The organism is Klebsiella sp. JN_Kp127 (assembly GCF_040062505.1).
GTDB classification, from domain to species: Bacteria; Pseudomonadota; Gammaproteobacteria; order Enterobacterales; family Enterobacteriaceae; genus Klebsiella; species Klebsiella quasipneumoniae.
The window spans coordinates 229,345-253,422 of record NZ_JBEAHS010000031.1 but is presented as its reverse complement, the minus strand read 5'-3'; the positions used below and the strand labels follow the sequence as shown (position 1 = coordinate 253,422).

At 62.1% G+C, this 24,078-nt stretch carries 15 protein-coding genes; 3 read left to right on the top strand and 12 right to left on the bottom strand.

Translation table 11 applies throughout. From position 1 onward, the window contains the following. Positions 1-220 precede the first annotated feature (220 nt). Positions 221-664 (bottom strand): Lrp/AsnC family transcriptional regulator, encoded by a 444-nt coding sequence (locus ABLV04_RS09640; RefSeq protein WP_023290130.1) that lies wholly within the window; start codon positions 662-664, stop codon positions 221-223. Positions 665-771: 107 nt separating this feature from the next. Between ABLV04_RS09640 and ABLV04_RS09635 the strand changes: the two genes are divergently transcribed. After that, a complete protein-coding gene (locus ABLV04_RS09635; protein ID WP_123822666.1) occupies positions 772-1,668 on the top strand; it encodes a DMT family transporter in 897 nt (298 codons plus the stop codon). Here the strand turns inward: ABLV04_RS09635 and narI are convergent. The 5 genes from narI to ABLV04_RS09610 form a co-directional block, all read right to left on the bottom strand. Next, the gene (gene narI / locus ABLV04_RS09630) at positions 1,665-2,342 is read right to left on the bottom strand and encodes a respiratory nitrate reductase subunit gamma (protein ID WP_002910189.1); all 678 of its coding nucleotides are present in this window, start codon (positions 2,340-2,342) and stop codon (positions 1,665-1,667) included. The genes ABLV04_RS09635 and narI overlap by 4 nt on opposite strands. Next, positions 2,342-3,052, bottom strand: a complete 711-nt coding sequence (gene narJ, locus ABLV04_RS09625; protein ID WP_023318561.1) for a nitrate reductase molybdenum cofactor assembly chaperone — start codon at positions 3,050-3,052, stop codon at positions 2,342-2,344. Before narJ ends, narI begins: the two co-directional genes overlap by 1 nt. Then, the gene (gene narH, locus ABLV04_RS09620) at positions 3,049-4,584 is read right to left on the bottom strand and encodes a nitrate reductase subunit beta (RefSeq protein ID WP_023290133.1); all 1,536 of its coding nucleotides are present in this window, start codon (positions 4,582-4,584) and stop codon (positions 3,049-3,051) included. The genes narJ and narH overlap by 4 nt, the downstream gene beginning before the upstream one ends. Continuing rightward, complete coding sequence (locus tag ABLV04_RS09615) at positions 4,581-8,324, bottom strand: nitrate reductase subunit alpha (RefSeq protein WP_023290134.1); 3,744 nt, start codon at positions 8,322-8,324, stop codon at positions 4,581-4,583. The genes narH and ABLV04_RS09615 overlap by 4 nt, the downstream gene beginning before the upstream one ends. Positions 8,325-8,729: 405 nt before the next feature. Then, entirely contained in the window at positions 8,730-10,118 is a 1,389-nt protein-coding gene (locus ABLV04_RS09610) for a NarK family nitrate/nitrite MFS transporter (protein ID WP_023290135.1), read from the bottom strand. A 311-nt stretch (positions 10,119-10,429) separates the two neighbouring features. Between ABLV04_RS09610 and narX the strand changes: the two genes are divergently transcribed. Beyond that, positions 10,430-12,208 carry a nitrate/nitrite two-component system sensor histidine kinase NarX gene (gene narX, locus ABLV04_RS09605; protein ID WP_032428899.1) on the top strand — a complete coding sequence of 593 codons (1,779 nt, stop codon included), beginning with the start codon at positions 10,430-10,432 and terminating at the stop codon, positions 12,206-12,208. 10 nt (positions 12,209-12,218) lie between these two features. Next, positions 12,219-12,869, top strand: a complete 651-nt coding sequence (narL, locus tag ABLV04_RS09600; protein ID WP_002910198.1) for a two-component system response regulator NarL — start codon at positions 12,219-12,221, stop codon at positions 12,867-12,869. Here the strand turns inward: narL and ABLV04_RS09595 are convergent. From ABLV04_RS09595 to ABLV04_RS09570, 6 genes are all read right to left on the bottom strand, one after another. After that, complete coding sequence (locus ABLV04_RS09595) at positions 12,866-14,248, bottom strand: YchO/YchP family invasin (RefSeq protein ID WP_044524070.1); 1,383 nt, start codon at positions 14,246-14,248, stop codon at positions 12,866-12,868. The genes narL and ABLV04_RS09595 overlap by 4 nt on opposite strands. Before the next feature lie 153 nt (positions 14,249-14,401). Next, positions 14,402-17,008 carry a nitrate reductase gene (locus tag ABLV04_RS09590; RefSeq protein ID WP_165457722.1) on the bottom strand — a complete coding sequence of 869 codons (2,607 nt, stop codon included), beginning with the start codon at positions 17,006-17,008 and terminating at the stop codon, positions 14,402-14,404. Further along, positions 17,008-21,075 (bottom strand): nitrite reductase large subunit NirB, encoded by a 4,068-nt coding sequence (gene nirB / locus ABLV04_RS09585; RefSeq protein ID WP_180265593.1) that lies wholly within the window; start codon positions 21,073-21,075, stop codon positions 17,008-17,010. The genes ABLV04_RS09590 and nirB overlap by 1 nt, the downstream gene beginning before the upstream one ends. Before the next feature lie 10 nt (positions 21,076-21,085). Next, positions 21,086-21,874 (bottom strand): ABC transporter ATP-binding protein, encoded by a 789-nt coding sequence (locus ABLV04_RS09580; RefSeq protein WP_023290140.1) that lies wholly within the window; start codon positions 21,872-21,874, stop codon positions 21,086-21,088. A gap of 9 nt (positions 21,875-21,883) precedes the next feature. Then, entirely contained in the window at positions 21,884-22,768 is an 885-nt protein-coding gene (gene ntrB, locus ABLV04_RS09575; RefSeq protein WP_023290141.1) for a nitrate ABC transporter permease, read from the bottom strand. A gap of 1 nt (position 22,769) precedes the next feature. After that, positions 22,770-24,026 carry a CmpA/NrtA family ABC transporter substrate-binding protein gene (locus ABLV04_RS09570; RefSeq protein ID WP_032453296.1) on the bottom strand — a complete coding sequence of 419 codons (1,257 nt, stop codon included), beginning with the start codon at positions 24,024-24,026 and terminating at the stop codon, positions 22,770-22,772. Positions 24,027-24,078 lie beyond the last annotated feature (52 nt).

Below are 24,078 nucleotides of genomic sequence, written 5' to 3'. Positions count from 1 at the left end.
ACTGTAAATCTGCCGTCATCGACTTCGAAGGTTCGAATCCTTCCCCCACCACCATCTTCTTAAAAGAACTCCCCAATTCGACTACTCGACGATCTTTTATATTCTGCTCCACGGGGAAGGATGAGAAGCTTCAACTCAGGTTCGACTCGAGCATAACGAGAGAACGTTGCCTGTGCCGACCGGCAGCCCGGACTGGTGCGCCGCGCCGCCTCCGGGAAACTCACAGCGGGGGCAGTCGTCTCTTCACCGGCGAACTTTTCACCACCGAGGTATTGCACTGAGCAAATTCAGCCAGGCCGTCAAGCAGCGTATCCAGTTGGGCAATATCACGCACCACCAGTCGCATCACGAAACAATCCTCTCCGGTCACTTTGTCACTTTCGATGCACTCCGGCATCGCCTGGATATATTTATCCACCTTCTGCAGCAGACCAGGCAGCGGCCGGACCCGCACCAGCGCCTGCAGGCTGTAGCCCAGCGCGGCGAGATTCACCCGCGCCCCATAGCCCTGGATCACCCCCCGCTCCTCCAGGCGCTTCACCCGCTCGGCGGTGCTCGGCGAGGTCAGCCCCACCCGCGCGCTCAATACCTTCAACGAGACTCTGGCGTCCTGAGTCAGGCAAGCGAGGATCGCCCGGTCAATTTCATCAAGTAAGTCATTCATGGTTTTTACCTAATTATGAAAGGAATTTCCCCCTGCTTACCTTAATTCAGCCATGTCAGGCTGTCAGGATTTTTCGCACAATAATGGAAAACTTCTGGAGGTGAAATATGCAACTTACCCGCGGCGTCTGGCAAATGAGCCTGGCGATGATCATTTCTGGCTCGATCGGCGCGTTCGTGCTGCTCTCTGGTTTGCCGGTAATTGATGTGGTGTTCTGGCGCTGCCTGATTGGCGCGCTGACCCTGCTGCTGTTTATCGTTCTCAGCCGCCAACCCTTCAGTCGTCTCACGCGCTTCACCCTCACCCTCGCGGTGCTTGGCGGCATTGCGCTGGTCATCAACTGGCTGCTGCTTTTTGCCGCCTACTCGCGTATTTCAATTGGCATGGCCACGGTGGTCTACAACACCCAGCCGTTTATGCTGGTACTGATGGGCATGGTGCTGGGGGAGCGAGTCAGCGCCGTAAAATGGGGATGGTTACTGCTGGCCTTCGGCGGCGTGGTGATCCTGCTGTCAAGCGAGCTTGCCCCGGCGCACGGCGATAGTCTCGCGACCGGCGTTTTGCTGGCATTAGGCGCAGCATTTTTCTATGCTCTGACCGCCATTATCGCCCGCAAACTGCATCCGCTCCCTGCTCAGCATATCGCCTTTATTCAGGTGCTGGTCGGCGTCGTGATGCTGCTGCCGCTGGTGCAAATGCCCGAGTTTTCTGCCAGCTTTCCCTGGCGCTATCTGCTGATCCTCGGCGTCGTCCATACCGGGATCATGTATCAGCTTTTATATAGCGCGATACAGAAGCTGCCAACGCCCATTACCGGTTCACTCTCCTTTATTTATCCACTGGTGGCGATGGGGGTCGACTATCTGGTCTTCCACCATGCGTTAACCCCTGTGCAGTGGTGCGGCGGGATGCTGATTCTGTTTGCCGCCGCGGGGAATAACCTCGGCTGGGGCGAAAAAAAACCCCGCCAGAGCGGGGTCAGTCAGCAGTCGCGGGCCAGTTAGCGACGGGCGCGAACAATCTGGTATTTGCGTGTCAGGTACTCTACCGGCGCGCTCCAGATATGAACCAGACGGGAGAACGGGAACAGCAGGAACAGGGTCATACCCAGCACCAGGTGGACGCGGAAGATAAACGCCACGCCATCCAGGTGCTGCGACGCACCGCCGTGGAAGGTGACCACCGACTGCGCCCAGCCGACCAGCTTCATCATTTCGCTGCCGTCCATATGCTGGGCTGAGAACGGGATCGTCAGCAGGCCCAACGCACACTGCACCATCAGCAGGGAGAGGATCAGAATATCCGCGCCGGTGGTGGTGGCGCGAACGCGCGGGCTGAGCAGACGACGCTTGAGCAGCAGTAAACCGCCCACCAGGGTCATCACGCCGCAGGCGCCGCCGGCGATCATCGCCATCTTCTGCTTGACGTCGATCGGCAGAAAGGATTCATACATCCAGTGCGGCGTCAGCATGCCGAGGAAGTGGCCGGCGAAAATGCCGAGGATGCCGATATGAAACAGATTCGACGCCAGATTCATCCCTTTACGGTCCAGCATCTGGCTGGAGGCCGCGCGCCAGGTGTACTGACCGTAGTCATAGCGCAGCCAGCTGCCGATCAGAAACACCGAGCCCGCAATGTACGGATAAATGTCAAAGAAGAACATATTCAGGAAGTGCATTATTGCTGTCCTCCGTTAGAGATATTCAGATATTGCGGGGCCACGGCTCCGGCAAAACGACGCTGGTGAGCGGAAATCTCCGACTCGCCGCAGCCCTGGTCGGCAAAGAATTTAACCTGTTCTTCTTCCCAGACTGCGTCCAGCGCCTGCGGCGTATCGTCGCGGGCTTCGTCGGCAATCTTCTCCGCCACTTTCTGGCTGTCGACCTGAGTGTTGGCCAGCTTCAGCAGCAGCTCGAACAGCACCGCATAGCGGCTCTCGCGCTGCTGCAGGCGCGCGCTGAGCAGGCCGAGGATCGGCGCGACGTCCCGCAGGCCGCCAAGCGCTTCCTCTTCCGGCAGCTGCGCCAGATACTCCAGATACAGCGGCAGATGATCCGGCAGCTCATGGCTATCGAGCAGCAGACCGTGGCGCTCATACTGCGCCATCAGGTCAACCATCGCCTGCCCGCGATCGCGGGATTCGCCGTGCACGTGTTCAAACAGCAGCAGCGAGGTGGCCCGTCCGCGGTCAAACAGTTCGCTGTAGGCCGCCTGGGCATCCAGCGGATCCTGAGCCAGCAGATCGCGCAGAAAAACGCCCAGCGCGTGAGCATCTTCTTTGCTGAGTTTCTCCGATGACGCGAGCGCCTCGAACATCTCCTGCTGATGCTGCCATAAGGCAGCGTCAGGGTATTCGAGCAAACGCGACACAATCACAAGTTCAATCATGCGTGCGGCTCCGTTTTGCTGGTCACGTCGATGGCGTCGATGCGACGGCTGTTGAACAGGTTGAACTGGCTGTCAGAGCCGTGGCAGCCGTCGCCAAAGCTAAAGCCGCAGCCATTTTTCTCCGGAAACGCTTCCCGCGCCTGTTCACGATGGCTGCTCGGCACCACGAAACGATCTTCGTAGTTGGCGATCGCCAGGTAGCGGTACATCTCCTGAGCCTGCGCTTCGCTTAAGCCCACCTCTTCCAGCGCGCGGGTATCGACAACACCGTCAACGGTTTCCGCCCGCTTATAGTGACGCATCGCCAGCATCCGCTTCAGGGCCAACAGGACCGGTTGGGTATCGCCGGCGGTCAGCAGATTGGCCAGATACTGCACCGGAATACGCAGGCTTTCCACGTCCGGCAGGATCCCGTTGCTGCCCAGTTCGCCGGCATCGGCGGCGGACTGAATCGGCGACAGCGGCGGCACGTACCAAACCATCGGCAGGGTGCGATATTCCGGGTGCAGCGGCAGGGCCAGCTTCCAGTCCATCGCCATTTTCCAGACCGGCGACTGCTGCGCGGCTTCAATCACGCCCTGCGGTACGCCATCTTTCAGCGCCTGCTCAATCACTTTCGGGTCGTTCGGATCGAGGAACACGTCCAGTTGACGCTGATAGAGATCTTTCTCGTTCTCGGTGCTGGCGGCATTTTCGATCGCGTCCGCGTCATACAGCAGGACGCCGAGGTAGCGGATTCGGCCCACGCAGGTTTCGGAGCATACCGTCGGCATTCCGGATTCAATACGCGGGTAGCAGAAGATGCACTTCTCAGATTTCCCGCTCTTCCAGTTGAAGTAGATCTTCTTGTACGGGCAGCCGGTGATGCACATCCGCCAGCCGCGGCACTTGTCCTGGTCGATCAGTACGATGCCGTCTTCTTCACGCTTATAGATGGCGCCGCTCGGGCAGGTTGCGACGCACGCCGGATTCAGGCAGTGCTCGCACAGGCGCGGCAGATACATCATGAAGGTGTTCTCGAACTGGCCGTACATCGCCTTCTGCATGTTGTCGAAGTTCTGGTCTTTGGCGCGCTTTTCAAACTCGCCGCCGAGGATCTCTTCCCAGTTCGGACCGCTGGTGATCTTGTCCATCCGCTGGCCGGTGATCAGCGATCGCGGACGGGCGATCGGCTGGTGTTTACTCTCCGGGGCGTTATGCAGGTTCTGGTAGTCGTAATCGAACGGCTCGTAGTAATCATCGATGCCCGGCAGATGCGGGTTCGCGAAGATTTTACCTAACAGCATCGCGCGGTTGCCCATACGCGGCTGCAGCTTGCCGTTGATTTTGCGGATCCAGCCGCCCTTCCATTTCTCCTGGTTTTCCCAGTCGTTCGGAAAACCAACGCCAGGCTTACTCTCCACGTTATTGAACCAGGCGTACTCCATCCCTTCCCGGCTGGTCCAGACGTTTTTACAGGTTACCGAGCAGGTGTGGCAGCCGATGCATTTATCGAGATTCAGCACCATGCCGACTTGTGAACGAATTTTCATTTTACGCTCTCCTGTACCTGGTCATTGCCTTCGCCGTCTAACCAGTTAATGTTCTTCATCTTACGTACCACCACAAACTCATCGCGGTTGGAGCCGACGGTGCCGTAGTAGTTAAAGCCATAGGCCAGATGGCCATAGCCGCCGATCATATGGGTCGGTTTCGGCGTAATACGGGTAACCGAGTTATGGATCCCGCCGCGCTGGCCGGTGACTTCAGAGCCAGGCAGGTTCACGATGCGTTCCTGCGCGTGGTACATCATGGTCATCCCGGCCGGCACGCGCTGGCTCACCACCGCGCGCGCCGTCAGGGCGCCGTTGGCGTTGAACACTTCGATCCAGTCGTTATCTTCGATACCCAGATCTTTCGCATCCGCCTCGCTCATCCAGACGATCGGACCGCCGCGTGACAGGGTCAGCATCAGCAGGTTATCGCTGTAGGTCGAGTGGATACCCCATTTCTGGTGCGGCGTCAGGAAGTTCAGCGCCTTCTCCGGGTTGCCGTTGGACTTCTCGCCCATCACCGCTTTCACCGAGCGGGTGTCAATCGGCGGACGATAAACCAGCAGGCTCTCGCCAAAGTCGCGCATCCACTGGTGATCCTGATACAGCGACTGACGACCGGACAGGGTACGCCATGGGATCAGCTCGTGAACGTTGGTGTATCCGGCGTTATAGGAGACGTGTTCGTCTTCCAGCCCGGACCAGGTCGGGCTGGAGATGATTTTCCGCGGCTGCGCCTGAATATCGCGGAAACGGATCTTCTCGTCTTCTTTGTTCAGCGCCAGGTGCGCGTGCTCGCGGCCGGTGATTTCGCTCAGCGCTTTCCACGCCTTCACCGCCACCTGACCGTTCGTTTCCGGCGCCAGGGTGAGGATCATCTCCGCGGCGTCGATGGCCGTTTCCAGCTTCGGCTGACCTTTCGCCGGGCCTTCGGCCTTGGTGTAGTTGAGCTTACGCAGCAGGTCCATTTCGCTCTGGGTATTCCAGGCGATGCCTTTCCCGCCGTTGCCGATGGTTTCCAGCAGCGGGCCAATGGAGGTGAAGCGCTCATAAGTCGCCGGGTAATCACGCTCGACCGGAATAATATGCGGGGCGGTTTTCCCCGGAATCAGGTCACATTCGCCCTTCTTCCAGTCTTTGACGTCCAGCGGCTGCGCCATTTCCGCGGCGGAATCATGCTGGATCGGCAGCGTAACGACGTCGGTTTCTTTACCGAGGTGGCCCACGCACACTTCAGAGAATTTCTTCGCGATACCTTTATAGATATCCCAGTCGCTCTTCGATTCCCAGGCCGGGTCAACGGCCGCTGACAGCGGATGAATAAACGGATGCATATCCGAGGTATTCATGTCGTCTTTTTCGTACCAGGTGGCGGTCGGCAGCACGATGTCGGAGTAGAGACAGGTGCTCGACAGACGGAAGTCGAGGGTCACCACCAGGTCCAGTTTGCCGTCGAGGCCGTTATCGCGCCATTCGACTTCTTCCGGCTTCACGCCGCCCTGCTTGCCAAGGTCTTTACCCTGAATGCCGTTCTCCGTACCCAGCAGGTACTTGAGCATGTACTCATGTCCTTTACCGGAGGAGCCCAGCAGGTTGGAACGCCAGATAAACAGGTTACGCGGATGGTTTTTTCCGTTTTCCGGCTGCTCTGCCGCAAAGCGAATCGATCCCTCCTTCAGAGATTTGACGGTGTAATCCACCGGCGTCATGCCCGCTTTTTTCGCCTCATCGGCGATGCGCAGCGGGTTTACGCCCAGCTGCGGCGCCGACGGCAGCCAGCCCATCCGCTCGGCGCGGACGTTGAAGTCGATCAGATGGCCGCTGTAGCGGGATTTATCCGCCATCGGCGAGAGCAGCTCCTGCGCGGTCACGCTTTCATAGCGCCACTGGCTGGAGTGGTTATAGAAGTACGAGGTGCTGTTCATATGACGTGCCGGGCGTTGCCAGTCAAGGGCGAATGCCAGCGGCTGCCAGCCGGTCTGCGGACGCAGTTTTTCCTGGCCCACATAGTGCGCCCAACCGCCGCCGCTCTGGCCGACGCAACCGCAGAAGATCAGCATGTTGATCAGACCGCGGTAGTTCATGTCGAGGTGGAACCAGTGGTTGAGACCCGCCCCGACGATAATCATCGACCGACCATGGGTTTTATCGGCGTTATCGGCAAACTCGCGGGCGGTACGGATAATATGCGCGCGGGAGACGCCGGTAATTTTCTCCGCCCAGGCCGGAGTGTAGGCTTTCACTTCATCATAGCTGGCGGCGCAGTTGTCATCGTTCAGACCGCGCTCCAGGCCATAGTTGGCCATGGTCAGGTCGTACACGGTGGTCACCAGGGCGGTGGAGCCGTCGGCCAGCTGCAGGCGTTTAACCGGCAGTTTGTGCAGCAGAATGTTTTCCAGCGCGACTTTGTTGAAGTGTTCAGAACCTTCGCCGCCGAAGTACGGGAAGCCGACGTCCGCGACCTCGTCATGGCTGCCCAGCAGGCTCAGACGCAGCTCAATCTCTTCGCCGGTTTTACCGTCGCGCTGTTCGAGGTTCCATTTGCCTTTGTCGCCCCAGCGGAATCCGAGGGAACCATTCGGCACGGTCAGATCGCCCTTCTCATCAAAGGCGACGGTTTTCCATTCCGGATTCTTCTCCTGACCAAGGGAATCCACGAGGTCGGACGCGCGCAGCGTGCGGCCGGCGGCGTAATAGCCGTCGCGCTCCTCAAGCATCACCAGCATCGGCATGTCGGTGTAGCGACGCACGTAATCGGTGAAGTACTGGCTCGGTTTATCAAGATGGAACTCACGCAGCATCACGTGGCCCATCGCCAGCGCCATCGCGGCATCGGTACCCTGCTTCGGCGCCAGCCACAGATCGCAGAGCTTGGCGATTTCGGCGTAGTCCGGGGTGATGGCGACAGTTTTGGTCCCTTTATAGCGAACTTCGGTAAAGAAGTGCGCATCCGGGGTACGGGTCTGCGGCACGTTGGAGCCCCAGGCGATGATATAGCTGGAGTTGTACCAGTCGGCGGATTCCGGCACGTCGGTCTGCTCGCCCCAGGTCATCGGCGAGGCCGGCGGCAGGTCGCAGTACCAGTCGTAGAAGCTCAGGCAGGTACCGCCGATCAGCGACAGGTAACGAGCGCCGGAGGCGTAGGAGACCATCGACATCGCCGGGATCGGCGAGAAGCCGGCCACGCGATCCGGACCGTAAGTTTTCACGGTATAGACGTTGGAGGCGGCAATCAGCTCATTCACTTCCTGCCAGGAGGAGCGGACAAACCCGCCGCGACCGCGAGCCTGCTTGAAGCTTTTCGCTTTGTCGGCGTCTTCGATGATCGAGGCCCATGCCTCAACCGGATCGCTATGCTGGACCTTCGCTTCCCGCCACATCTTCATCAGGCGTTTGCGCATCAGCGGGTATTTCAGGCGGTTCGCGCTGTACAGATACCAGGAGTAGCTGGCGCCGCGCGGGCAGCCGCGTGGTTCGTGGTTTGGCAGGTCCGGACGAGTGCGCGGATAGTCCGTTTGCTGGGTTTCCCAGGTCACCAGTCCGTTTTTGACATAAATCTTCCAGCTGCATGAACCGGTGCAGTTGACACCGTGAGTGGAACGCACAATTTTGTCATGCTGCCAACGTTGACGGTATCCATCCTCCCAGTCCCGGTTGGTGTTTAGAAGCTGGCCGTGCCCATCGGCAAAGGTTTCACCCTTCTGTTTGAAGTAGCGAAACCGGTCCAGGAATTTACTCATCGGGTTTCTCCTGATATGGAGCCTGACGGCTCTCTGATAAATCGACATTGCTGGATTTGCAGCGAAGGTAACGCTATGAAAGCGGACGGGAATTGATAGCGATCAATACGGACTGGCTTGTTATCGCGGCGGAAATTGGCATTTACCACCAAGGTGGTAGTAATCTCGATTTTTTAACTTAATGTTTTTTAATGGTTTTTATCGAAAAATGGGTCGCCAGGCGCGGTATTGTTCACCAGGGAGGTATTAAGGGGTAGAGCAGTGACGCTGGCAAGCCGTCCCTTCCCGGCTCAGTGGCCAATACGCATACAATCACCTATTAGTATGTTGTAACTAAATAGGCCGGTAAAAAAAGGCGCCTCCTCCGGGAGTACGCCTTTACGAAGCAACATCGACGATGGCGAATTACTGACGCTTACGGCCGTATACCGCCCAGGTGATGATCACGCAGGCGATATAGAAGATCAGGAAGACTTTCATCGCGCCGGCCGGCGAGCCGGTCAGATCCAGCGAGATACCGAACGCCTTCGGAATAAAGAAGCCGCCGATGGCGCCAATGGCGGAGATAAAGCCCAGCGCCGCCGCGGTATCGGTCGCCGCCTCGCGCATCGCCTGGGCTTCGCTGCCGCCCTGAGCCTTCACCCGGTCCATGGTCAGCTTACGGAAGATCACGGAGATCATCTGGAAGGTGGAGGCGCTCCCCAGCCCGGCGGTCAGGAACAGCACCATAAACACCGCGAAGAAGGCGATGAAGTTACCGCCCTGGCCGTTGGTCGGCAGGGTCAGGAACAGCAGCGCACAGAAGACAGCCATCACCACAAAGTTGACCAGCGTCACGCGGGTACCGCCGAGACGGTCGGAGATCGCCCCGCCCATCGAACGCGCCAGCGCGCCAATAAACGGACCGAAGAAGGCGTAGTGCAGGATCTGCACGTCCGGGAACTGGGTCTTTGACAGCATGGCGAAACCGGCGGAGAAACCGATAAAGGAGCCGAAGGTCGCCAGATAGAGCAGCGCCATGATCCACAGGTGCAGGCGTTTGAGCACCGGCAGCTGTTCGCTCAGCGAGGCTTTAGAAGCGGACAGGTCGTTCATAAAAAACCACGCCGCCAGGGTGAAAATAATCAGGAAAGGTACCCAGATCCACGCGGCGTTTTCCAGATACAGCATTGAGCCGTCCGGCTGCTCGCTGCCGGTCCCGCCAAAAATGGCAAACACCGAGACCGACACCACCAGCGGCGCGACCAGCTGCATCACGCTTACGCCCATATTACCAAGGCCGCCGTTGACGCCCAGCGCCCCGCCCTGCTTCGCTTTCGGGAAGAAGAAGCTGATATTGGCCATACTGGAGGCGAAGTTGGCCCCGGCGAAGCCGCACAGCAGAGAGATGATCACGAAGACGCTAAACGGCGTGGAGGTATCCTGGACCGCAAAGCCCAGCCACACGCACGGCACAATCATGATCCCGGTACTGAACGCCGTCCAGCGGCGGCCGCCGAACAGCGGTACCATGAAAGCGTAAGGTACGCGCAACAAAGCGCCTGACAGCGCCGGCAGCGCGGTCAGCATAAACAGCTGATCGGTCGTAAACTGAAAGCCCACTTTGTTGAGGTTAACGGCAACGGCGCTGAACAACATCCACACGCAGAACGCCAGTAACAGACAGGGAACGGAGATCCATAAATTGCGGCTCGCCACATGGTGGCCGCGCTGTTGCCAGAATTCAGGATCTTCAGGCCGCCAGTCGGTAATGACCGAGCGGTTAGCCTTCTCCGGGAGGGAAGATTGACTCATAGATACCTCTGATTATTCATTTTTCCTGCCGCTACCTTAGGGGTTGCCCCTGGCGGTAAGTTGATATAAATCAAAGGAAAAGCGCGCGCTAATTTGTGCGAAAATAAACCATGCTCCGAAGTGAGTAGAGAATGGTGGGAAAAAAAGTGTGGTTTTTCACACGGCTGCCGGGATGCGTCTAACCCCTCTCCCAACGGCGCCTACCACCGACAATTAAGGAGTAACTCTTTGTGGGTATGGGTATACTCCAGGGGATAGCCGAGAATAAGCGCCACTCCCGGGGACACGACCGGTCAGGAGCCACGCATTCCATGTTAAAACGTCTTTTTACCCCGCTGACGCTGGTCAATCAACTGGCGTTGATCGTCCTGCTTGCCACCCTTACTGGCGTCGCCGGTATGGCGATCTCCGCGCGCCTGGTCAACGGCGTGCAGGGCAGCGCGCACGCCATTAACAAAGCCGGGTCATTACGCATGCAGAGCTACCGGCTGCTGGCGGCGATCCCGCTGAATGAACACGACCAAAAGCTGGTCGATGATATGACCGCCACCGTCTTCAGTCCGGAGCTGCAAAACTCCGCCCGCCGCGACGGGCAGGAGCGCCAGCTGCAGGCCCTGCAGCAGTACTGGCAGCTGGCGCTGGCTCCCGGCATGCAGCGCGCGGTCAACCAGGCGGAGGTCGCCCAGGATGTCGCCGACTTTGTCGATCGTATCGACCAGCTGGTCACCGCATTCGACCATACCACCGAGCAGCGTATCGAACGGGTGGTCTGGATCCATCGCCTCCTCGCCATCGGCATGGCGCTGCTGCTGATCTTCACCATCATCTGGCTACGCGCCCGCCTGCTGCGGCCATGGAAACAGCTGCTGAGCATGGCGCGAGCGGTGAGCCAGCGTGATTTCACCCAGCGGGCGCACATCAGCGGACGCAACGAAATGGCGACCCTCGGCATGGCGCTAAATAACATGTCGGAAGAGCTGGCGGAAAGCTACGCCGTGCTCGAGCGCCGGGTGCAGGAGAAGACCGCCGGGCTGGAACAGAAGAACGAGATCCTCGCCTTCTTATGGCAGGCCAACCGCCGGCTGCACGCCAACGCCCCGCTCTGTGAACGCATTTCGCCGGTGCTGAACGGCCTGCAGGGTCTGACGCTGCTGCGCGATATCGAGGTGCGGGTCTACGATCTGGAAGATGAAGACAACCATCAGGAGTTTACCTGCCACTCGGATAATGAATGTGACGACATGGGCTGCTACCTCTGCCCACGCAACCTGCCGCCGCTGCCGGATGGCGGAACGACGCTGAAGTGGCGGCTGTCGGATGCGCATAATCAGTACGGCATCCTGCTGGCGACGCTGCCGGTTGGCCGTCATCTCAGCCACGATCAGCAGCAGCTGGTGGATACTGTGGTTGAACAACTGACCAGCACCCTGGCGCTGGACCGCCATCAGGAGAAACAGCAGCAGCTGATCGTTATGGAAGAGCGGGCCACTATCGCCCGTGAGCTGCATGATTCCATCGCCCAGTCGCTATCCTGTATGAAGATGCAGGTCAGCTGCCTGCAGATGCAGGGCGACGCCTTGCCGGCGGAGAGCCGTCAGCTGCTGGGGCAGATACGTAACGAGCTGAATACCTCCTGGGCCCAGCTGCGTGAGCTGTTGACCACCTTCCGCCTGCAGCTGACCGAGCCGGGCCTGCGCCCGGCGCTGGAGGCCAGCTGTCAGGAGTACAGCGCCCACTTCGGCTTTACGGTGCAGCTTGATTATCAGCTCCCGCCGCGCTTTGTGCCGTCGCATCAGGCCATTCACCTGCTGCAGATCGCCCGCGAAGCGTTAAGCAATGCCCTGAAGCATGCCAGCGCGACCCAAGTCACCGTGACGGTGTCACAACGCGATAATCAGGTCCGTCTGGTGGTGGCGGATAACGGCCGCGGCGTGCCGGACCACGCCGAGCGGAGTAACCATTACGGTTTAATCATTATGCGGGATCGCGCGCAAAGTCTGCGCGGCGACTGTCAGGTTCGGCGCCGGGAAACCGGCGGGACCGAAGTGATCGTCACGTTTATCCCGGAAAAAACGTTTTCCATCCAATAAGGAGACCCCCATGAGTCAACAGGAACGGGCAACCATCCTTCTCATTGACGACCATCCGATGCTGCGCACCGGCGTGAAACAACTGATCAGCATGGCGCCGGACATCCAGGTGATTGGCGAAGCCAGCAATGGCGCGCAAGGTATCGAGCTTGCGGAGTCGCTGGATCCGGACCTGATCCTGCTGGACCTCAATATGCCGGGCATGAACGGTCTGGAAACGCTGGACAAACTGCGTGAGAAATCGCTGTCTGGCCGGGTGGTGGTCTTCAGCGTCTCTAACCATGAAGAGGACGTTGTTACCGCCCTCAAGCGCGGCGCCGATGGCTATCTGCTGAAAGACATGGAGCCGGAAGATCTGCTGAAAGCGCTGCAGCAGGCCGCCGCCGGCGAGATGGTATTAAGCGAAGCGTTAACCCCGGTGCTGGCCGCCAGCCTGCGCGCCAACCGCGCCACCTCCGATCGCGACATCAGCCAGCTGACCCCGCGCGAGCGCGACATCCTCAAGCTGATCGCCCAGGGGCTGCCGAACAAAATGATCGCCCGCCGGCTGGATATCACCGAAAGCACCGTCAAAGTGCACGTCAAGCACATGCTGAAGAAAATGAAGCTCAAATCCCGGGTGGAAGCCGCGGTATGGGTCCACCAGGAGCGAATTTTTTAAGGCGAGTCCGTCCACGAGACGCCAGGCGCGGTGAACTTGACCAGCGGCTCAGTCAGCGCCAGGACGATCTCATTGGAGGAGACACGCTGCCCCTGTTTATCCTCTACCACCACCGACAGGCGCCAGCGGTTCGCGGCGCCCGGTTCACTGTTCCACACCGGCATAATCACGCTCCAGCCATCGGGGCTGCTGGCATCCACCGGCGGCGTCAGGCTGAGCGCCTGGGTGTCGCCCTGCCAGTGCAGCGACTTGATGCCGTGTAGACTATGGATCTGCAGCTTCAGCTGCACCGTCTCCCCGGACTGTAGATCCCAGGGCGGCGTGGCCAGGTAGACCGTCAGATTTTTGCGCTGCCGATACTCCACCACCGGCAGATTATCCCGCTCCGGGCTGTCGAAGCGGCTGCCGCGCAGCGAGTTGCTGAACGCCACCTCGTCCGCCGCCAGCTGCTGCTTGAGCGGCACGCCAAAGCGGTAGTTGAGCTTCAGGCCAACGTTGTTCTGGCTGACGCCATTTTCCCCTTGCTTATGCTTGGCGGTCACGGTGACCAGCGGGACCGGGGTATAATTGAGCCCGACGGAGACGGCCACCGGGTTATGGTAGCCTGTGCCGGTGTGAAACAGATCGACGCTGTCGCCGAAGTACTGTTCGACGCTGACGCTGGTGTTGATGTGCTCATAAAATGGCAGCCGCGCCTGGGCGGTAACGTCATACCCCGCGGCCATCCGCTGCTCCTGAGTTTGATTCTCCCGCAGCTGCCAGTCGCCCAGCGGATGATAGTAGTTCGCCGACAGGCGGAGATATTCCCCCCACGCCTCGGCGCCGACGCTGCCGCGGGCCAGGCTTTCGCTCAGCACCTTGTCATAAAACGAGTTATAGCCCAGCAGCCAGCCGCCGACCCGCCAGCGCTGGCCAAGCCCAATATTGCCCACCAGATCGTTCTCGCGCCGGGTTACCGAATACTGGTTCCACGTCAGGTAGCGATCGTTATCCTGCAATGGCACGAACCAGCTCCCTTTACTGCCGGTGAACTTCCCCTCTTTATCGACCAGCAGGTCGACATTGGCGTTGCCCCACGGCGAGAGCCAGCTCTCCAGCTGGTGGCTCACTTCATTGCCGAGTTTGTTGATGGCGAACATCTGCGCCTGCTCGCCCGCCGTCAGTCCGTTATCGCTCATGCTGGCCTCGCCGAATTTCTTCGCCACTTCGGCAAAGTGTCTGGCGTCGTCATCGACCTGCGGGGCGATCCCCAAATCGGGCAAGGGATCTTCTCCCTGGGGCGTAAGAGCGGTGTCGCTGGCGGTCAGCGCCCAGACGGGAGCGCCCGGCAGCAGCAGGAGAAAGATCAGGGATGGCAGCAAACGGTACGACACAGGCATCAACAGGTTTTGCGCGGGCTCGCAGAAAAAATTGGAAGATAGTTTTAGTTTATCGTTTTTTCCCTTCTCCCGCAGCCCTGCAGACAATTCCAGGAATATGCTGAAACCGGTTGGGCAAATAGTCGCCCAACCACAGAAGGTGCCGCCGCGCCGTTACGCCCCGGCGCGGGCCGGTTGCGCCGTCAGCAGCGCGTTGAGCTCCGGCACGCAGGAGCCGCAGTTGGTCCCGCACTTAAGCCTGGCGCCCAAAGCCCCAACGCTGGCGCAGCCGCTGGCGATGGCCTCGCCGATCGCCCGCTCCCCCACCCCAAAGCAGCTGCAGACGATCCGCCCCGGCGGCGCGGCGGCGGCGTCCGGTCGGCCGCTGAGCAACGCATGGCGCCGGGCGGCATCGGACGGCGGCGCGGCGAAGGCGGCGCTTATCCCTGCGCTATCCACCGCCGGCTCGCGCGCATCGCTCCACCAGCCCAGCATCAGCCTCCCCTGATGCCACGCCAGCAGGTTCCACACCGCGCCGCCGTCTGCTATCTGCAGCTGCCAGCCGCGCTGCGCGCACCAGACGCTGAGCCACTGTCGGGCTGACGCCTCCCCGGCCAGCGAGTAGTGCAATACGCCCGCCGCCGCCCGCCGCCGCCAGTGCCAGGCCGCAGGAAACGGCAGCGGTTCGCGACAAAACAGTTCGCTATGCCAGGCAGGCTGCCAGGGGGCGATGGCCACCGCCGCCTGTTTACTCTCCGGCTGGGCGGAATGCGGGTCCGTGACGGCGGCCAGCAGATTATTCACCCGCCCCTGGCGGGCGAACTGATTGTTCCAGTGCATTGGGACAAACAGCGAGCCGGGGCGCTGGCCTTCGCTGATCGCCACTTTCGCCACCATCACCCCATGGCGCGACCAGATCCGCGCCAGCCCGCCGGCGACAAGCTGGTAGCGAACAGCGTCCTGCGGCGCCACCTCCACCACCGGCTCCGCGATATGCTGCATCAGCCGCGGCACGGCGCCGGTGCGGGTCATGGTGTGCCACTGATCGCGGATCCGCCCGCTGTTGAGGATCAGCGGATAAAAGACATCGGTTGCCGCCCGGGTCGGCTGAGGCGTCACTGGCACCATCCGCAGCCTGCCATCGCTATGCCAGCCGCGCGTAACATCCCAGGCGGCGCGGCGGCGGCTGACCGGCCAGCGTACCGGCGCCATAGCGTCCCATGCCTCGCGGCTGAGATCCGCCAGCGCGCCGATATCAAACGCCCGCTGGCCGTCGTTTTCGAAACCGGACAGCGCCGCATGCTCGCGGAAGACGTCATGCGGATGCTGCCAGGCAAACGCCTCGCGATACCCCAGCGCCTGCCCTACTCTGGCGATGATCCACCAGTCCGCTTTCGCCTCCCCCGGCGGCGGCAGGAAGCTGCGCTGACGGGAGATGCGCCGCTCCGAGTTGGTGACCGTGCCATTTTTCTCGCCCCAGGCCAGCGCCGGAAAGCGAATGTGGGCGAATTGTCCGGTATCCGTCTCAGCGGCGACATCCGAGACGATCACCAGCGGACAGCCGGCCAGCGCCTGGCTCACCGCGTGGCTGTCGGGGAGCGACACCACCGGGTTGGTGCCCATGATCCACACCGCTTTCACCTCGCCGCGGCCGATGGCGGCAAACAACTCCACGGCGGTCAGCCCCGGGGTCTGCGCCAGCCGCTCGGTTCCCCAAAAGCGGGCCAGCCGCTGCAGATCGTCTGGCACAAAATCCATGTGCGCCGCCAGCATCGTCGCCAACCCGCCGACTTCGCGCCCGCCCATGGCGTTGGGTTGACCGGTCAGCGAAAAGGGGCCGCAGCCGCGGCGGCCATACTTTCCGCTGGCCAGATGGACGTTGATGATGGCATTACATTTGTCGCTGCCGCTGGCTGACTGGTTAATTCCCATGGTGTAGAGGGTGATGGCCCGCGGGGCGGCGATAAAATCGCGATAGAAACCCGCTACCTCATCGGCGGGCAGGCCGCAAAAAGCCGCCACTTTCGCCACGTCCCAGCCGCGGGCGGCGGCCAGCGCCTGCGGGCCGTCGCGAAAACCGTCGACGCAGGCCCCGGCCTGCGCCAGGGCGTTAAGCAACCCCACGAACAGCCCGCCGTCGCTTCCCGGCGCCAGCGCCAGATGGCGATCGGCGATCTCGCAGGTGGCGGTGCGCCGGGGGTCTATCGCCACGATCTGTAGCCGGGGATTATCCCGCTTCGCCTGCGCCAGACGCTGGTACAGCACCGGGTGCGCCCAGGCGGCGTTCGAGCCGACCAGCACCACCAGATCGCTGTTTTCCACATCCTCATAGCTACAGGGCACCACGTCGGCGCCAAAGGCCCGCTTGTAGCCGGTCACCGCCGACGACATGCACAGCCGCGAATTGGTGTCGATGTTCGCCGCGCCGATAAATCCCTTCATCAGCTTGTTGGCGGCATAGTAATCCTCCGTCAACAGCTGGCCGGAGGCGTAGAAGGCCACCGCCTGCGGACCGTGCTGGTCGATAACCTGTTGCAGGCGGGAAGCGGTCTCCGCCAGCGCCTGAGACCAGGCCACCGGCTGGCCGTCCACCTCCGGCGCCAGCAGCCGCCCCGCCAGGCCCGTGGTCTCCCCTAGTGCCGCCCCTTTGACGCACAGGCGGCCGAGGTTGGCCGGGTGCTGATCGTCGCCGCGCACGCTCACCTGACCCGCGTCATCCACGCTCGCCAGCACGCCGCAGCCTACGCCGCAGTAGGGACAGGTCGTTCGGATGGTCTTCATCAGGAGGCCTCCGCTCGCGCCAGCAGCTGCTGGCTGCCCACCCACACTTTGCCGTTTTCCACTTTCACCGGCCAGGCGCGCACTGCCTGTTCACCGCCGTCGCACGGCCAGCCGTCGCGCAGGCGAATCCGCTGTTTGTACAGCGGGGAGATCACCACCGGCTCGCCGCCGACGTCCCCTAACAGCCCCCGCGACAGCACGTTGGCCGCGCTGCCCGGCTCGCGGTTGTCCAGGGCATACACCCGATCGCCAAAGCGGAACAGGGCGATCTGCCGCTCCCCTAACCGGGCGCCGATCCCCGCCTGCGCCGGGATGGCGTCAAGGTCGCAAATCGCCTGCCACGGCCGGGATGGGAGTTCGCCTTCAGGCAACGCTTCAGCAGGCAACGGCTGCGGCTGACCGCGCAGATCGTGGCGCTGCACCGCCTCGTCGGGCTGGTCGCTGTTCACGAAGGAGCGGAACAGCGCCAGGCGCTGGGGATCGTTGAGCGTGGTCTGCCACTCGCACTGGTAGCTGTCGACGATGCGGGCCATCTCCTGTTCCAGCTCCTCGCCAATGCCGAGGCTGTCCTCCAGCACCACCTGCCGCAGGTAGGCCACGCCGCCCTCCAGGTTGTCCATCCAGGTGCTGGTCCGCTGCAGGCGATCGGCGGTGCGGATATAGAACATCAGCAGACGATCGATGCTGCGGATCAGCGTCGCTTCGTCGAGGTCGCTGGCAAACAGGTCGGCGTGACGCGGCTTCATTCCGCCGTTGCCGCAGACGTAGAGATTCCAGCCTTTGTCGGTGGCAATCACCCCGATGTCTTTGCCCTGGGCTTCGGCGCATTCGCGGGTGCAGCCGGAGACCGCCATCTTGATTTTGTGCGGGGCGCGCAGCCCTTTATAGCGATGCTCGAGCCGCACCGCGAGCCCGGTGGAGTCCTGCACGCCGTAGCGACACCAGGTTGCGCCGACGCAGGACTTCACCGTGCGCAGCGACTTGCCATAGGCGTGGCCGGTTTCAAACCCGGCGTCGGCCAGCTCGCGCCAGATCGCCGGCAGCTGTTCCAGCCGCGCGCCAAACAGGTCGATGCGCTGACCGCCGGTCACTTTGCTGTAGAGCTGGTAACGTTTGGCGATCTGCCCGATGGCAATCAGCCCGTCCGGCGTCACTTCCCCTGCCGCCATCCGCGGCACCACCGAATAGGTGCCGTCCTTCTGAATGTTGGCGAAATAGCGGTCGTTGGTATCCTGCAGCGGCAGGTGCGCCGGCTTCAGCAGGTATTCGTTCCAGCAGGAGGCCAGCACCGAGGCCACCAGCGGTTTACAAACCTCGCAGCCGTGCCCCTGGCCGTAGCGGCTAATCAGCTGCTCGAAGGTATGGATATGGTTGACCCGCACCAGATGGTAGATCTCCTGACGCGACCACGGGAAATGCTCGCAGACGTCTTTTTTCACTTCGACGCCCTGCGCCGCCAGCTGGTGCTCCATCACCTGTTTCACCAGCGCGCTGCAGCCGCCGCAGCCGGTGGCCGCTCTGGTGCAGCTTTTTATCGCCGCCATATCCCCCGCGCCATTGTTCACCGCCTGGCAGATATCGCCTTTGCTGACGCTATGGCAGGAGCAGATCGGCGCGCTGTCGGGCAGCGCCGCCACCCCCAGCGCCTTCGGCGCGGCCCCCTCCAGCGCCGGCAGGATCAGGCTCTCCGGACGCGGCGGCAGCGCCATGCCGTTCAGCATCATCTGCAGCAGCGTGGCGTAGTCGCTGGCGTCCCCCACCAGCACGCCGCCAAGCAGGGCTTTGCCGTCCTGACTGACGACGATTTTTTTGTAAACCTGCTGCGGACCGTCGGTCCATTGATAGCTCTGGCAGCCCGGCGTGCGCTCCTGCGCATCGCCAAACGAGGCTACGTCAACCCCCAGCAGCTTCAGTTTGGTGCTCATGTCGGCGCCGCTAAAGCAGGCGTCCTCTCCTGCGAGGGTGGCCGCGGCGATCCGCGCCATCTGATAACCCGGCGCCACCAGGCCGTAAATTTTATTATCCCACAGGGCGCATTCGCCTATCGCCAGCACGTCCGGGTCAGTGGTGCGGCACTGGCCGTCGATGCCAATCCCCCCGCGCTCGCCAACCTGCAGCGCGCAGCCGCGGGCCAGCGCGTCCTGCGGGCGGATCCCTGCCGAGAAGACCACCATGTCGGCCGCCAGCGTGCCGCCGTCGGCAAAGTTCAGCCGCAGGCCGTCGGCCTCGCGCACGATGGCGGTGGTGGCTTTGCTGGTATGCACCCCCACGCCGAGGGCGACGATCTTCTCCCGCAGCATCGCCGCCCCGCCGTTATCCAACTGGACGGCCATCAGGTTCGGGGCAAACTCCACCACGTGCGTCTCCAGCCCCAGCTGTTTCAGGGCGTTGGCGGCCTCCAGTCCGAGCAGGCCGCCCCCGATCACCACCCCGGTCTTCGCCGCGGCGGCATGGGCGGCGATACGGTCGAGATCGTCAAGGGTGCGATAGACAAAGCACCCGTCGAGATCGTTGCCAGGGATCGGCGGAACAAAGGGATAGGAGCCGGTCGCCAGCACCAGTTTATCCCAGTGGGTTTCATGCCCCTCGGCGTCCCGCACCAGCCGGGCGTCGCGGTCGATCGTCGCCACCGCCTTGCCGAGGCGGAGTTCGATGCCGTGCTGGTGAAAGAAATCATCGGCCACCAGCGACAGCGATTCGGCGCTGCGTCCGGCGAAATATTCGGAGAGATGCACCCGGTCGTAGGCGGCGTAACGCTCTTCGCCAAACACCACGATACGATATTGCTGATGCAGGTTGCGGCTCACGCATTGTTCGAGAAAATGGTGGCCGACCATGCCATGTCCCACCAGCACTAATACAGGTTTCGTCATCGTCATTATTCCTGCAGCCTGCGGCTGCGTTGAAGAAGGGTCAAAAAGCCAGTCCGCGGTGGCGGGCTCGTCGCTTTCCAGGCGCGCGGTGAGCGCGGCGGCGGTGGTACAGTCGCCCATCAGCAGCACGCCGCGCAGGCGGCCGTCGCGCAGCAGCAGGCGACGATAGTGCCGGTCGATGGGATCCCAGCTGGTATAGATGTCATCCTGTTCGCCGGCCTGCTGTTCGCCGACGCTAAAGAGTTCAATGCCCGTGACCTTCAGGCGGGTCCCGGCGTCCTGCCAGACAAAGCCCGCGCCGGGGGCGCCGCACAGGCGATCCGCCAGCACCTCGGCCTGGCGCAGGCAGGGAGCCACCAGCCCCCAGGTCTGGCCGTCAATTTCGCAACACTCGCCAATGGCGCTGATCCCCGGCAGCGAGGCGGCCATCTGGCGGTCAACCACGATCCCCTGCTGGCACAGCACGCCGGACTGCGCCGCCAGACGGCTGTTGGGCTGCACGCCGGTCGCCAGCACCACTCTGGCGGCGCGGAATACCCGCCCGTCCGCCAGCCGCACGCCGTCGGCGTCGATGGCGGCGATCCGGCACTCCAGCACGCAGCGAATGCCGCGCGCTTCAAGCTGCTGCCTGAGCTCATCGGCGGCAAAGGCGTCGATCAGCGGCGCCATTAAGCCGCTGCCGCGATGCAGGAGTGTGACCTCTCCGCCGCGGCGACGCAGCGCCGCCGCCGCTTCCACGCCCAGAACCCCACCGCCAATCACCACCGCCGGGCCGGGTATCGCCAGAATACGTTCCACGTCCGCCAGGGTGCGGAAGGGCATAACCTGCGGACGATCAATGCCCGGCAGCGGCGGGATAAAGGGCCGCGAGCCGGTGGCGAAAACCAGCTCGTCCCACGGCAGCCAGGCGTCAGCGATGCGCAGCCGCCGTTGCGCAACATCCACTTCATCCACCGCCTCGCCAGACCGCGGACACACCCCGTGCCGGGTGTACCACTCCGCCGGCAGCAACGGGATCTGCGATGCCGTTTTTTCGCCAGCCAGCAGCGGCGAGAGCTGGATGCGGTTATAGGCCGGGTGCGGCTCGTCGCCGACGACGGTAATGGCAAACCGCGCAGGGTCGCGCTCAACCAGCCGCTGCACCAGCCGGGTGGCCGCCATGCCGTTACCGATCACCACCAGTCGCCGCGTCATGACCGCCTCCTTATGCCGCTTTCGGCTGTTTTTCATACAGGAAATGGAGGATCTGCTGGCGCAGATGGTGGTACCGGCTGTCGTCCGCCAGCTGAACGCGATGGCGCGGACGCGGCAGATCGACCGCGAGGATCTCGCCGACCGTCGCCGCCGGGCCGTTGGTCATCATCAGCACCCGGTCGGAAAGCAGCACCGCTTCATCAACGTCGTGGGTGATCATGACGATGGTGGTATTGAGCTCCTGCTGGATATGCATCACCGTGTCCTGGAGGTGAGCGCGGGTCAGCGCGTCCAGGGCGCCGAAGGGCTCATCAAGCAGCAGCACTTTCGGCTTCATCGCCAGCGCCCGGGCGATACCCACCCGCTGCTTCATGCCGCCGGAGATCTCCCCGGGCCGTTTATGCAGCGCATGACTCATCTGCACGCGAGCGAGGTTGTGTTCAATCCACTCCCGACGCTCATGCTTGCTCATGGTGCGACGGAACACCTGATCCACCGCCAGCGCCACATTGTCGAAACAGCTCAGCCACGGCAGCAGCGAGTGGTTCTGGAAAACCACCGCCCGCTCCGGCCCGGGCCCGGCGATTTCCCGGTTATCGCACAGCAGTCCGCCCTCGGTAGGGGTCGTGATCCCGGCGATCAGATTCAGCAGGGTCGATTTTCCACACCCCGAGTGGCCGATCAGGCTAATGGTCTCCCCTTCGACGATATCGAAGGAGACATTCTGCAGCGCCAGAAACTCGCCGCTGGCGGTGTTGAAGCGCTGGCTGACGGCCTGCACCTGAATTAATGGTTTCATGTTGGCTCCTTATTTTTCCTGCCAGCTAAAGCGGCGGGCGAGCAGCATCAGGCCCTGCTCCAGCAGCAGGCCGACGACGCCGATAATGACGATGGCGATGATGATGTTTTCCACATTGAGGTTGTTCCACTCGTTCCAGATCCAGAAGCCGATCCCCAGCCCGCCGGTGAGCATTTCCGCCGCCACGATCACCAGCCAGGCGATGCCGATGGAGAGGCGCACGCCGGTGAGCACCGCCGGCAGCACCGCCGGAAAGAGAATTTTGCGCATCACCGTCCACTCTGAGAGCTGGAGGACGCGGGCGACGTTGAGATAGTCCTGCGGGATCCGCCGCACGCCTTCCGCGGTGTTGATCACCATCGGCCAGATGGAGCAGATAAAAATGGTCCAGCTGGAGGCTGGCTCCGCCTTCTGGAACAGCAGCAGGCCAATCGGCAGCCAGGCCAGCGGGCTGACCGGGCGCAGCAGAGCAATCAGCGGATTAAACATGCGGGCGAAGAACAGCGAGCGGCCGATCAAAAACCCCAGCGGAATGCCCGCCAGCGCCGCCAGGCCGAAGCCCACCGCCACGCGCTGCAGGGAGGCCAGCACGTTCCAGCCGATCCCCATGTCATTCGGCCCGTCCTGATAGAACGGATCGGCGAACAGCGTCAGCGCCGAGTCCAGCGTGCTCAGCGGGGTGGGAAAGCCTTTGCTGTGCATCGCCGCCAGCTGCCAGGCCAGCAGCAGCACCCCCAGCCCCAGCAGCGGGGGCAGCAGGCGTTGGGTGAGTTCACGCAGCCAGCGCGTGACGGTCGGCGTGGTGCGCCGGACCTGCACCGGCGGCAGGATAATGACTTCGCCAGGCGCGTTCTCCACGCTGACGACCGGTTGCTTACGTTGTGCCTGCTTCATCTCATGCCCCCTTACGTTGAATAGCGAAATGGCGGGCGTAGCCTTCCGGGTCAGACCCGTTCCAGACCGTACCGTCCATCAGTGTGCTGCTGCGCATCGTGGCCGCCGGTGTACTGATCCCGCCGACCGCCTGGGCGGCCGCCTGCCAGACGTCGATGCGGTTAAGGCGCGACGCCACCGCGAGGTAATCCGGAGCCTGCTTCAGCAGCCCCCAGCGACGAAACTGGGTGAGGAACCACATTCCGTCCGACAGCCAGGGAAAGCTCACCTCTCCCTCGGCGTAAAAACGCATCGGATGGGCATCCTGCCAGCGGCGGCCGAGGCCGTTGTCATACTCCCCAAGCATCCGGCCGGTGAGGTACTGCTCTTTGGTATTGAGCCAGCCGCGTCTGGCGAGCAGGCGGGCCGTCTCCCGGGTGTTCTCCGCCGAGGCGGCGATCCAGCGCTGCGCCTCCATCAGGGCCGCCACCAACGCGCGGGCGGTGTTCGGGTGGCGTTCCACCCAGTCGCGACGGGCGCCCAGCACCTTTTCAGGATGCTCAGGCCAGATATCCTGGGAAGTGGCCGCGGTGAAGCCGATACGGTCGTTAATGGCGCGGGCGTTCCACGGCTCACCGACGCAAAAGCCGCTCATATTGCCGATGCGCATGTTCATCACCATCTGCGGCGGCGGCACCACGACGGTGCGCACATCGTTAAAGGGATCGATGCCGGCGCTCGCCAGCCAGTAGTAAAGCCACATGGCATGGGTGCCGGTGGGAAAGGTATGGGCGAAGGTGTAGCTGCCCGGCGCGCTGCGGTCGATCAGCCGCTTCAGTCCGCCGAGGTCGGTCACCCCTTTCTCCTGCAGTTCGCTGGAGAGGGTGATGGCCTGACCATTGCGGTTGAGGGTCATCAGATTAGCCATCGCCTGCGGCTTGCTGGCGATCCCCAGTTCAAGACCGTACAGCAGGCCATAGAGAATATGCGCCGCGTCCAGTTCACCGGCCACCAGCTTGTCGCGCACCGCCGCCCAGCTGGCCTCCTTACTCGGCGCCAGGGTAATGCCATATTTTTTGTCAAACCCCTTCGCTGCGGCGATAGCCAGCGGCGCACAGTCGGTCAGCGGAATAAACCCTACCCGCACGGTGGTTTGCTCCGGTCTGTCCGAGCCGCCGGCCCATGCGGCCTGCATCACGCCCGGCAGCAGCATCGCGCCGCCCAGCGCGGCCCCTGCCTGCAGCAAGCGCCGCCGTGAAATTGAAAACTTATCGCTCATATCCGCTCCACACGCGCAAAAAAAAAGCGCCCGACAGTGCATATGCACTGCA

What these genes read in the sequence shown, in the direction of transcription:
- ABLV04_RS09640 (WP_023290130.1), bottom strand. Translation starts at nt 664, where the DNA reads ATGAATGACTTACTTGATGAAATTGACCGGGCGATCCTCGCTTGCCTG.
- ABLV04_RS09635 (WP_123822666.1), top strand. Translation starts at nt 772, where the DNA reads ATGCAACTTACCCGCGGCGTCTGGCAAATGAGCCTGGCGATGATCATT.
- narI (WP_002910189.1), bottom strand. Translation starts at nt 2,342, where the DNA reads ATGCACTTCCTGAATATGTTCTTCTTTGACATTTATCCGTACATTGCG.
- narJ (WP_023318561.1), bottom strand. Translation starts at nt 3,052, where the DNA reads ATGATTGAACTTGTGATTGTGTCGCGTTTGCTCGAATACCCTGACGCT.
- narH (WP_023290133.1), bottom strand. Translation starts at nt 4,584, where the DNA reads ATGAAAATTCGTTCACAAGTCGGCATGGTGCTGAATCTCGATAAATGC.
- ABLV04_RS09615 (WP_023290134.1), bottom strand. Translation starts at nt 8,324, where the DNA reads ATGAGTAAATTCCTGGACCGGTTTCGCTACTTCAAACAGAAGGGTGAA.
- ABLV04_RS09610 (WP_023290135.1), bottom strand. Translation starts at nt 10,118, where the DNA reads ATGAGTCAATCTTCCCTCCCGGAGAAGGCTAACCGCTCGGTCATTACC.
- narX (WP_032428899.1), top strand. Translation starts at nt 10,430, where the DNA reads ATGTTAAAACGTCTTTTTACCCCGCTGACGCTGGTCAATCAACTGGCG.
- narL (WP_002910198.1), top strand. Translation starts at nt 12,219, where the DNA reads ATGAGTCAACAGGAACGGGCAACCATCCTTCTCATTGACGACCATCCG.
- ABLV04_RS09595 (WP_044524070.1), bottom strand. Translation starts at nt 14,248, where the DNA reads ATGCCTGTGTCGTACCGTTTGCTGCCATCCCTGATCTTTCTCCTGCTG.
- ABLV04_RS09590 (WP_165457722.1), bottom strand. Translation starts at nt 17,008, where the DNA reads ATGAAGACCATCCGAACGACCTGTCCCTACTGCGGCGTAGGCTGCGGC.
- nirB (WP_180265593.1), bottom strand. Translation starts at nt 21,075, where the DNA reads ATGACGCGGCGACTGGTGGTGATCGGTAACGGCATGGCGGCCACCCGG.
- ABLV04_RS09580 (WP_023290140.1), bottom strand. Translation starts at nt 21,874, where the DNA reads ATGAAACCATTAATTCAGGTGCAGGCCGTCAGCCAGCGCTTCAACACC.
- ntrB (WP_023290141.1), bottom strand. Translation starts at nt 22,768, where the DNA reads ATGAAGCAGGCACAACGTAAGCAACCGGTCGTCAGCGTGGAGAACGCG.
- ABLV04_RS09570 (WP_032453296.1), bottom strand. Translation starts at nt 24,026, where the DNA reads ATGAGCGATAAGTTTTCAATTTCACGGCGGCGCTTGCTGCAGGCAGGG.